Below are 9,810 nucleotides of genomic sequence, written 5' to 3'. Positions count from 1 at the left end.
GAGCAGCGGCAGGACGGCGGGGCCGGTCGCCGGGTCGGCGGCCAGGCCCAGCAGCAGTTCCGACTGCCCGGTGTGACGGTGCAGCACGGCGGCCCAGGCGGTGAGCACCGTGATCGACGGGGGAACCCCCGCCGAGTCGCTCACCCGGTCGAGGCGGGCCGTCGTGGCGGCGGGAAGCGGCAGGCGCTCGGTCCCGGGGCGGTACGGCCCGGCGGTGAGCCGGGGCCGGTCGGTGGCCAGGTCGATCGCCGTCGCTCCGTCGAGGTGCCCGTGCCGGGCCCCGGACCGGATCGACGCGGTGTCCGTCATGTGGTCCCCCTTCGTGCTTCGGTGTCTGGGTGGTGCGACGGCATGCGGGCTCGACAGAGCGTCGGCCCGGGCCGTCGTCCTGCTGCTGTCGTTTGTTGTCGCTTGTTGTCGCTTGCTGTCGCTGTTGTGCCTGGCGGGCCCGGTCAGCCCGACCGGTCGGCCGGCTCGGCCCGCTCGCCGTGCCAGGAGCGCCACAGCCGGGCGTACGGACCGCCCCGCCGCACCAGCTGCTCGTGGCTCCCGGTCTCGGTGATCCGGCCGTCCTCCATCACCACGACGCGGTCGGCGTCGTGCGCGGTGTGCAGGCGGTGGGCGACGGCGACGACCGCGCGTCCCTCCAGTACGGCGGCCAGGGCCCGTTCCAGCTGCCGCGCGGCACGCGGGTCCAGGAGCGAGGTGGCCTCGTCCAGGACCACGGCGATCGGATCGCTCAGCACCAGCCGGGCGAGGGCCAGTTGCTGCGCCTGGATCGGCGAGAGCGGCGCGGCGCCCGAGCCCACCTCGGTGTCCGGGCCCAGTTCGCAGGCCCACTCCCAGGCGTCGACCGCCTTCAGGGCGTGTTCGAGCTCGTGCTCCCCGGCGTCCGGCCGGGCGATCAGCAGGTTGTCCCGCAGGGTGCCGCGGAAGACGTGGTGCTCCTGGGTCACCAGGGCGATCTGGCGGCGGAGTTCGGCCACCGGGACGGCCGCCATCGCGGTGCCGCCGATGGTGATGGAGCCGGCGGTGGGGGTGTGCAGCCCGGCCAGCAGTCCGGCGAGCGTGCTCTTCCCGGCGCCGGACGGGCCGACGACCGCGATCCGCTCCCCGGCCCGGATCGTCAGATCGACGGAGTGCAGGACGTTCTGGCCCTCCCGGTAGGCGTGCGACACGCCCTTCAGGACGATGTCCTTCCCGGCGCCCGCACCGTTCGCCCCCGCACCGCCCGGGCCGGACGCCGCCGCACTGCCCGTCTCCGGCGTGGCCACGCTGCCCGCCTCGGACCCGGGCCCGTGCACGCCGAGGATCCGGGCCAGCGAGGCCCCGCCGACCTGCAGCTCGTCCATCCAGTACAGCAGCCGGTCCACCGGGCCGATGATCTGCTGCACGTACAGGGTGGCCGCCGTCACGGCCGCCAGGGACACATGGCCGTCGAGGTACAGCAGGCCGCCGATCAGCAGGGTGGCGACCACCGGCAGCACATAGCCGGTGTCGGCGATCGGCAGGTAGACGCTGCGCAGGTACAGCGTGCGGCGCTCGGCCGCGTAGGACTCGGCGATGTCCTCGTTGACCCGGGCGAAGCGGTGGTCGGCCAGCCGCATCGCGTCGACGGTGCGCGCCCCGTCGACGGTCTCGCCGAGGCCCCCGGTGAGCCGGGCGTAGGAGGCGTTCGCCCGCAGGTAGCCGGCCCGGGCCCGGCGCAGGTACCAGCTGGTCGACAGCCACAGGACGGGCACGGCGACCAGGCACGGCAGCACCAGCACCGGCGCGGTGAGTGCCACCGCGCCCAGCGTCAGCGCGACCGTGGCGAGCGCCACCAGGGTGTCGGGGACGGCGAGTTGCACGGTGCCGGCGAGCACGTCGATGTCCCGGGTGGTGCGGGTGATCAGCTCGCCCGGGCCGGCCCGTTCCACCGTGGCCAGGGGCAGGGCGAGCACCCGGTCGACGAACTCCTCGCGCAGCCGGGCGAGGACCTTCTCGCTGAGCCGCAGCGAGGCGAGCAGCGCGAAGCGGGTGAGGACGGCCTGGGCCACGACGGCGGCGCCGATGGTCAGCGCGGTGCCGGTGGCGCCGTCGATGCCGGTGCCCCGGCCCGCGTCCTCGACCAGTCCACCGAGCAGTTTCGGCGCGACCAGCCCCGCCGCGGTGGCGAGGGCGTGCAGCAGCAGGGAGAACGAGAGCTGTCCCGGGTACCGGAGGGCGAGGCGCCTGGCGTACGCGCGCACCTCGCGGGGTGTCGCGACGGGAAGGGTGCTCATGCCACCGTCACCTCCCTGGTGACGACGGCGCGGTAGCGGGCGTCGGCGAGCAGTTCGCCGTGCCGGCCCTCGGCCACGACCGTTCCTCCCTCGACGAGGACCACGTGGTCGGCGCGGTCCAGCAGGATCGGGCTGGTGGTGAACACCACGGTCGACCGGCCGCGCCGGTGGGCGCCCAGCCGTTCGGCGACGCGGGCCTCGGTGTGGGCGTCGAGCGCGCTGGTCGGCTCGACCAGGACGAGCGTGTCCGGGTCCGTGACCAGGGCGCGGACCAGGTTCAGCCGCTGCCGCTGGCCGCCGGAGAACTCCCGGCCGCCGGTGATCTCCTGGCCGAGGCCCTCGGGCAGCGCCTCGACGACATCGTGGGCCGAGGCGGTGTCGAGCGCCCTCCGCAGCCGGTCCGCGGCGCCGTCCGCGTTGCCGTCCGGGTTGCCGTCCGGGCCGCCGGTCGCGCCGCCGCCCGCGGGACCGTCCGGCCTGCCGCCCGCCGGGCCGTGCGGATCGAGCTGGCCGGCCAGACCGCCGGAGAACAGCCGGGCGTCGTGGTCCACGACCAGGATCCGGCGGCGCACCCCGGCGAGCGGGAACTCGGCCAGCGGGGTGCCGCCGAGGGTGGCCGGGGAGTCCACGTACCGGCCGAGCCGGTCGGCCAGCAGCAGCATGTCGTCCGGGCGGGCGCAGGCCACCGCGACGAACCGGCCCGGTGGGATCTCCAGGCCCGATGCCGGGTCCCGCAGCGGCCCCCGCGCGCCCTCGGTGTCGAGGTCCCGGTCGCCCGAGCCGAGGCCGGGTTCCATCGTGAGGAGGTCGGTCACCATCCGGGCCGCGACGAACGCCCTGGTCAGCTGGTCGACCATGGAGGTCGCACGGCGCAACTGCTCGGCGAGGAACACGGCGTAGCCGTAGAAGGCGACCAGCGCGCCCGGGCTCATCCGGCCGGTGCCGACGAAGTGGGCGCCGAGCCAGACGATCACCGTGACCAGGAGTCCGGGCAGCAGCAGCCGTCCGGCGGCCACGCTCGACTCCACGCCCGCGACCCGGACGCCCTCGTGGCGCACCCGCTGCGAGCGCTCGCGGTACCGGTCGGCGAAGACCCGCTCGCCGCCGATGCCGCGCAGGACCCGCAGGCCGTCGACGATGTCCACGGCGAGGTCCGCCAGCGCGCCCTGTTCCTTCCGCAGGCCCTGCTGCCTGGCGTGCAGCAGCCGCATCAGCGCGGCGATCGCCGCCGCCGAGAGCGGTACGCCGACCAGGGCGACCAGGCCGAGCTGCCAGGAGACGGTCAGCATGACGCCGGCGATGACCGCGATGGACACCACGGCGCCGCCGCCGCGGGCGGTGCTCTCCAGGGCGGCGCCGATCCGGGTGATGTCGGTGGCGCCGACGCTCACCACCGTGCCGGCGGAGACCCGCCGGGGCAGTTCCGCGCCCAGCTGGGCCGCCTTGCGGGTGACGAGCTGCATGGTGCGGTAGCTGGCCCCGAACCGGTTGGTCACCGAGCAGCGGTCGCGCAGGGTGCCGGCGACGGCCTGGGTGACGCCGAGGCCGAGGACGACGGCGCACCACGCCACCAGCGCGCCCCTGTCCCCGGCGATGAGCCCCCGGTCGACCCCGCGGCCGATCGCGGCGGGCACGAAGGCCTGGGCCAGGGTGCAGAGCACGCCGTAGCCCACGGCGAGGACCGCGGAGGCGCGGTGGGCGGCCGCGAGCCACAGCAGGTAGCGGCCGGGGGAGCCGAGCGCGGGCTCGCCCGGGTCGGGTTCGGGGAAGGGACGCATACGAGGACCCTAGGCTTTCGTGCCGAGGGTGAGGCCGTGCTCGTAGGGGAGTCCGCCGACGGTCCGCACCTCGGTGAAGCCCACCCGGCGCAGCCACTCCTCGTAGTCCTTGGCCGGGTAGGCCATGCCGCGGCCGCTGGCGAGCACGTTGAAGTAGAGGCCCAGCCGGGCCGAGAAGATGCCCTCGGTCTCGTCGTCGGACACGTTGAAGCCGTAGACGAAGACCTTGCCGCCGGCGGGCAGGGCGTCGTACGCCTTGGTCAGCAGCGCGAGGATCTGCTCCTCGGCGAAGATCTCCAGGACGTGGCTGAAGAGCACGGCGTCGGCGCCGGGCGGGAACGCGTCCTCGAAGATGTCGCCGGGGTGTAGCCGTACCCGGTCGGCGAGTTCGGCGGCCGCGCCGTCGCCGGCGAGCCGCGACACGCTGGGCATGTCGAAGACGGTGGCCCGGAGTCCGGGGTGGCGCCGGGCGAACTCGGCCGAGGTGGTGCCGTCGCCGCCACCGATGTCGAGCAGGTGCCGCACGGAGGCGAACTCGCTCCGCTCGACCAGGGCGTCGACGCTCCGCAGGGTGAAGGCGCTCATCGCCCGGTGGAACACCGCCTCCAACTCGGGGTTGCGGGACAGGCGCTGGTAGAGCGTGGGTTCGTCGCCGGGGTGGTCGGCGAGCGCCGTGTTGGTACCGGCGCGCAGCGCCCCGGTCATGTGCGAGAAGGCCGGGTAGTAGACCTCCTTCCAGCCCACCAGGATGTGGGACCAGCTGTCCGGCGCGTCCGTCGCCAGCAGGTCCCCGGCCACCGCGGAGTTGGCGTACTGGCCGTCGGTCCTGGTCAGGAGGCCGGTCGAGCAGACGCCCTGGAGGAGCACCCGGAGCTGGTGGGCGGGGATGCCGGTGAAGGCGTGGAGCTGCTCGAACGAGGCCCGGTCGTGCTCCTGGAGGTGGCGGAAGACGCCGAGTTCGACTGCTGTGGTCACCGCGTTGAAGAGCGCGGGGGCGTTCACCAGGAACCGGAAGCGCTCGTAGACCGGATCACCATCGTGCGTGTTGCTCATATGGACGAGCATTCCCTTCTGGATCGTCGGCGGAGGACTTCCCGAAGCGCGAGAACTCGGAACGCGAAAGGCGGAGAACTCGGAAGCGCCCGAGGAATGCGGGCGGCCCGAGCGGAACAATCGTCGCGGGGGCCGTCGATCCGGGGATCCACGGCCTGGACGGGCCCGGCGGACACCCCGGTGCCCAGCAGATGGTACGTCACATTGCACCGGTAGGCGACCCCTCGGGATCAAGAGGGTCCGCGCGGCCGACTCTGTGGGCTTATGGGTGAATCATCCCGCAGATCTCGAAGCCCCGTTCGTCACCGGGGTCTTGACGCACAGTCGGGCGGGATGAAGTGATGGTGTGCAGACACCGCGCCCCCCGGGGCGGATGTGACGATCCGTCAGGGCCCCGGAGGGCTGGGCCGGGAGGGTCGCGCGTCCCGGTTCCGGCGCGATTCCGCCCCCCCTGGGTCATGAGCGGCGAACGGCCGACCGCACCCGGTGATCACCCTGGTCACCGGACCATTCACATGCCGACAGAACCACCACTGGAGGAGCCCGCGATGCAGCTGAACAGCTTCGACGAATGGTCGCCGCTCAAGGAGGTGATCGTCGGTTCGGCGGAGAACTACACCTCGCACGAGCGCGAGCTGTCCTTCGATCTGTTCTTCCACGACAACATCGCCAAGGACAACTCCTCGCGCTCGGAGTGGTACTACCCCCGGCTGACGGCCGCCGCCGACGGCGGGCCGGGCGCCGGATCCGGCCGGAAATCGATCAAGCAGCGCTATGTGGACGAGCTGAACGAGGACCTGGACGGCATCGTCAAGGCACTCGAATCGCTCTCCGTGACGGTCCACCGGCCGATGAGCGTGGACGCCGCGACGGCCAGGGTCGAGACGCCGGCCTGGACGGCCTCGGTGGTGCCGCCCCTCAACGTCCGCGACAACACCCTGATCCTGGGTGACGAGATCATCGAGACGCCGCCGATGATCCGGTCCCGCTACTTCGAGACCCAGTTCCTCACCGGGATCTTCAACGACTACTTCCAGCAGGGCGCCCGCTGGACCGTCATGCCCCGGCCGCTGATGACGGACGCGTCCTTCGACCTCGACTACGCGCGCACCAGCACGGTCGGCGGGCCCCCCGAGCCGATCGGGGACCCGCGACCGTCGCCGTACGACGTCGGCTTCGAGATGATGTTCGACGGCGCCCAGTGCCTGCGGCTCGGACGCGACCTCGTGGTCAACATCTCCACCGCCAACCACGCGATGGCCTGCGACTGGCTGGAGCGCCACCTCGAAGGCCGGTTCCGGATCCACCGGGTGCACCGGCTGAGTGACAGTCACATCGACAGCATGGTGCTGGCGTTGCGGCCCGGCACCCTGCTGGTCCGGAACGAGCGGGTGGTCGAGAAGCTGCCCGAGGCGCTCCGGAAGTGGGACCTGATCGTCCCGCCGCCGGCCGAGGGCAACAACTTCCCGCAGTACGACGACGACGACCTGATTCTGACCAGCCCGTTCATCGACCTGAACGTGCTCTCCGTCGCCCCGGACACGGACACCGTCCTGGTCAACGAGGCCTGCCCGGAGCTCGGGCGCACGCTCGAACGGCACGGCTTCACCGTCGTGCCGGTCCGCCACCGCCACCGGCGGCTCTTCGGCGGTGGCTTCCACTGCTTCACGCTGGACACGGTCCGCGAGGGCGGGCCGGAGGACTACCTCGACTGACGCGGGGGCGGGGCGGCGGGCACCGGCGCGGTGGCCGGTTCCCGCCGCCGAAGGGGGAGCGACCGGGTGTCAGCGGCCCTCCCAGTCGGGGGTGCGCTTCTCGACGAACGCGAGCGGCCCCTCTACCGCGTCCCGGCCGGCCATGCGCCGCTCCTCCCAGGGGTAGCGCATCGCGAAGGCCTCTTCCAGCGGCACGGTGGCGGAGCGGGTCGCCGCCTCCTTGATGGCCCGGACCGAGAGGGGAGCACAGCGCAGGATGTCCGAGACCCACCGGTCGGTGCAGGCGTCGAGCTCGGCGGCCGGCACCACCTCGTTCACCAGGCCGAGTTCGAAGGCGCGCCGCGCGTCCATCGGGCGCCCGGTCAGCAGATGCCCCATCGCGGTCTTCCACGGCAGCTGCCTGGTCAGCCGGAACACGCCGCCGGCGCCCGCCATGAGGCCGAGCCTGGCCTCCGGCAGCGCGAACGTCGCGTCCTCGGCGGCGACGACGAGGTCGCAGGCCAGGGCGAGTTCGAACCCGCCGCCCATCGCGTACCCCCGGACCGAGGCCACCACCGGCTTGGCCAGCTCGAACCGCTCCGTCAGCCTCGGCCAGCCGGGTTTGCCCCGGCTGCCGAAGGTGGCCGTGCCCGCCGTCCCGTCCCGGACCCGGCCGGCCAGCTCCTTGAGGTCCTGGCCGACGGAGAAGGCGCGTTCGCCCGCGCCGGAGAGCACGGCGACCCACAGGTCGTCGTCGGCCTCGAAGGCGTCCCAGGCCCGCGCCAGCTCCTCGTGCGTCCGTAAGTCCATCGCGTTGAGCACGGCGGGCCGGTTGATCGTCACCCGGGCCACCCGGCCGTCCTTCTCGAACAGGACCCTCGGCTCCTCGGCATTCCCGGCGGCCGCCGCGTTCCCGTTCGTGCTCTCGTCCGTGTTCCCGTTCCCGGATTTCCCTGAAGATTCTTCCGACATGGCGGAATCGTAGCCCGGCGACACCGAAGAAACTACCGAGGAAGCGTCCGGAGGAGACGACGATGAAAGTGGCCGACCGGAGTGTCCGGAACCGCCCGAAATCCTTGTCCGCGGAATCCCGAACGACATCCCCCGCGATCGTGGGGGTCGGCACCTCGGTGCCCGGCACCTCCTATTCGCAGCGCGAACTGCTGGACATTTTCGGCATCACCGACCCGCGGGTCCGCTCGATATTCCTGAACAGCGCCATCGACCGCCGCGCGCTCACGCTCCCGCCGCCGCTGCCGGACGGCACGATGCCCGTCGAGACCCAGGGCCAGCTGCTGGCGAAGCACGTCACCAGCGGTGTGGCGCTGGGCCGGCAGGCGGTCGAGGCCTGCCTCGGGGCGGCCGGCGCGACCCTCGCCGAGGTGCGGTACCTGTGCTGCGTCACCTCGACCGGGCTCCTCACCCCGGGCTTCTCCGCGCTGCTGATCAAGGAGCTGGGCATCGACCGGCACTGCGCCCGGCTGGACGTGGTGGGCATGGGGTGCAACGCGGGCCTCAACGGCCTGACCTCGGTGGCCTCCTGGGCCGCCGCCCACCCCGGTGAGCTGGCCCTGATGGTCTGCATCGAGGCGTGCTCGGCGGCGTACGTGATGGACGGCAGCATGCGCTCGGCCGTGGTCAACAGCCTCTTCGGGGACGGCTCGGCGGCGGTCGCCGTGGTCGCACCGGCCACCGCACCGGCCACCGCACCGGCCACCGCGCCGTCCGCCGTCGAACCCGCCACGCCCGCTGGCCCGGCGCTGCTGCGCTTCTCCAGCTGCATCGTCCCCGAGGCCTCCGCCGCGATGCGCTACGACTGGGACGACGCGCAGGGGAAATTCAGCTTCTACCTCGACCCGGACATCCCCTATGTCGTGGGAGCGCACGCGGAACTCTCGCTCGACCGCCTCCTCGACGGAACGGGACTGAACCGCTCCGACATCTCCCACTGGGTGATCCATTCCGGCGGGAAGAAGGTTGTGGATTCGGTCCGGGTGAATCTCGGCCTCACCCGCAAGGACGTCCGGCACACCACCGGGGTCCTCCGCGACCACGGAAATCTTTCGAGCGGATCCTTTCTGTTCTCCTACGAACGGCTTGCCGCCGAGGCCTGCGCCGAACCCGGCGAATTCGGCGTCCTCATGACCATGGGTCCCGGATCAACCATCGAACTGGCCCTGGTGGGCTGGTGACGGAAGGAATGGCGGTCACGATGCACGCGAACCTCGACCCGACCCCGCTGCCCGACGGACTCGGCCCCGAGGTGAGGATCGACGGGACCCGGCCGCTGGCCGAGCTCACGGCGGCGGTGAACGCCGTCTGCGACGAGGTGGAGAACCGGCCCGAGCGGTCCGTCGTGGTGCTGCGCCTCGACGTCACCCCGGCCGACTCCCGGTCCTGGCCCGGCGCCGTCGACGTCCGGCAGGTCAACCGCTGGGAGCGGGCCGTGCGCCGGTTCGAGCGCCTGGCCGCGATGACCATCGCCGCCGCCCGCGGCGCCTGCGGCGGCCCGGCCCTGGACCTCCTGCTGGCCGCGGACTTCCGGATCGGCGCACCCGACCTGCTGCTGATGCTGCCCGTCAACGACGGCCACTTCTGGCCCGGCATGTCGCTCTACCGGCTGGTCCAGCACCTCGGCGTCGCCAGGGCCCGCCAGATCGTCATGTGGGGCAATGACATCTCGGTCGACCGGGCACTGGAACTCGGCCTGATCGACCAGCTGAGCGAGGACGTCGCGGAGGCCGTGCACACCGCGACCGTGCTGATGGGGCGGATCTCGGACCGGGAACTGGCCGTCCGCCGCCAGCTCCTGCTGGAGGCCGGCTCGGCCGACTACGACGAAGCCCTGGGCGTCCACCTGGCCGCCTGCGACCGCGCGACCGCGAGCTGCGCCGGCTGGCCGCCGCCGCGGCCCCGGGGACACCGGGGAGCGCCCGGTGACGACTCCGGCCCGCCCGCCCGGCCCGGCACCCCAGCTCCCACCGCCGGCACCCGTCCCGGCGCCCGCCCCCGCTCCTGCTC

The 9,810-nt window shown here is 72.9% G+C and carries 8 protein-coding genes; 3 read left to right on the top strand and 5 right to left on the bottom strand.

Annotated elements, in window-relative coordinates; translation table 11 throughout:
• The 4 genes from VR45_RS17950 to VR45_RS17935 form a co-directional block, all read right to left on the bottom strand.
• Positions 1 to 309, bottom strand: a 309-nt coding sequence (locus VR45_RS17950; protein ID WP_045940792.1) for a hypothetical protein, incomplete at its 3' end; no start/stop codon positions are given.
• 143 nt (positions 310 to 452) lie between these two features.
• Positions 453 to 2,264: an ABC transporter ATP-binding protein gene (locus VR45_RS17945; RefSeq protein ID WP_045940791.1), complete on the bottom strand. Its 1,812-nt coding sequence runs from the start codon at positions 2,262 to 2,264 to the stop codon at positions 453 to 455.
• On the bottom strand, positions 2,261 to 4,042 hold the full coding sequence (locus tag VR45_RS17940; RefSeq protein ID WP_045940790.1) for an ABC transporter ATP-binding protein: 1,782 nt from the start codon (positions 4,040 to 4,042) through the stop codon (positions 2,261 to 2,263). Before VR45_RS17940 ends, VR45_RS17945 begins: the two co-directional genes overlap by 4 nt.
• Positions 4,043 to 4,051: 9 nt before the next feature.
• On the bottom strand, positions 4,052 to 5,095 hold the full coding sequence (locus VR45_RS17935) for a methyltransferase (protein ID WP_045940789.1): 1,044 nt from the start codon (positions 5,093 to 5,095) through the stop codon (positions 4,052 to 4,054).
• 548 nt (positions 5,096 to 5,643) lie between these two features.
• On the opposite strand from VR45_RS17935, the gene VR45_RS17930 reads away from it, so the two are divergent.
• Positions 5,644 to 6,810 carry a glycine amidinotransferase gene (locus VR45_RS17930; RefSeq protein WP_045940788.1) on the top strand — a complete coding sequence of 389 codons (1,167 nt, stop codon included), beginning with the start codon at positions 5,644 to 5,646 and terminating at the stop codon, positions 6,808 to 6,810.
• Positions 6,811 to 6,879: 69 nt separating this feature from the next.
• Here the strand turns inward: VR45_RS17930 and dpgD are convergent, their stop codons facing one another.
• The gene (gene dpgD, locus VR45_RS17925; protein WP_078896624.1) at positions 6,880 to 7,761 is read right to left on the bottom strand and encodes an enoyl-CoA-hydratase DpgD; all 882 of its coding nucleotides are present in this window, start codon (positions 7,759 to 7,761) and stop codon (positions 6,880 to 6,882) included.
• A 140-nt stretch (positions 7,762 to 7,901) separates the two neighbouring features.
• Between dpgD and dpgA the strand changes: the two genes are divergently transcribed.
• Together dpgA and dpgB are read left to right on the top strand one after the other, a co-directional pair.
• Complete coding sequence (gene dpgA, locus VR45_RS17920; protein WP_353612698.1) at positions 7,902 to 8,981, top strand: 3,5-dihydroxyphenylacetyl-CoA synthase DpgA; 1,080 nt, start codon at positions 7,902 to 7,904, stop codon at positions 8,979 to 8,981.
• A 20-nt stretch (positions 8,982 to 9,001) separates the two neighbouring features.
• Positions 9,002 to 9,810: enoyl-CoA-hydratase DpgB (gene dpgB, locus VR45_RS17915; protein WP_107084209.1), on the top strand; the 809-nt coding region annotated here is incomplete at its 3' end.

It is taken from the genome of Streptomyces sp. NRRL S-495, from assembly GCF_000966955.1.
Taxonomy (GTDB): Bacteria; Actinomycetota; Actinomycetes; order Streptomycetales; family Streptomycetaceae; genus Kitasatospora; species Kitasatospora purpeofusca.
Note: the sequence above shows the minus strand (reverse complement) of the source record. Positions and strands in the feature narration are given on the sequence as shown.